Origin of the sequence: Blastopirellula marina, assembly GCF_002967715.1 — a bacterium.
Taxonomy (GTDB): Bacteria; Planctomycetota; Planctomycetia; order Pirellulales; family Pirellulaceae; genus Bremerella; species Bremerella marina_B.
The window spans coordinates 1-529 of sequence record NZ_PUIA01000006.1; the positions used below are offsets into that span (position 1 = coordinate 1).

The 529-nt window shown below is 59.4% G+C and carries 1 protein-coding gene; it reads right to left on the reverse strand.

Going from position 1 to position 529, the window contains the following annotated elements; genetic code table 11:
• Positions 1-394, reverse strand: a 394-nt coding sequence (locus C5Y96_RS00935) for a hypothetical protein (RefSeq protein ID WP_146115466.1), incomplete at its 3' end; no start/stop codon positions are given.
• Between the last annotated feature and the right edge of the window lie 135 nt (positions 395-529).

The window sequence follows — 529 nt, forward strand, 5'->3', positions numbered from 1 at the left end:
GTTGGGCATCTTGCGGCGCAGCAGTCGCAATGAAGTTTTCAAAATAGAGGAACCGCGGCGGCGCCTGGCCGAGCGACTCGACCCCCAGCATCGCCAACGTCGGCTCCTTCAGACCGGGGTCGAACACGCTATCGCCCAACAATCGCACCAGATGGACGGCGGCGTTATCGGCGGGGTCAATGCCCGCGCTGATTCTCTCGTTTAGATCCCGCGCAGCGCCTTGCAGGTCGTCCGACATCTTCGGCGTGGTCAATCGCAATTCGCTGCTGAGCGCCTGGTTGGTTTCGCGCGGCTCAGCGGCGTAACTTTCGTAGGCCGCCCCCAAGACCAATCCAAGCGACATCACGATCAGAGAGGTTGGCGACCGGTAGAAGCGATAGAAGAAATGGCTCATGGCGTGACGCAGCAAAGGAGGAATTGGCGAGGAAGGAGGACGACGTCGTTTTCGGGGGTCGGAGTCAATTTTCGACGGGCCGCTCAGAAGGGGATGCGATTCAACTCTTATTGTAGCCGACGCTTCCATTTGTAC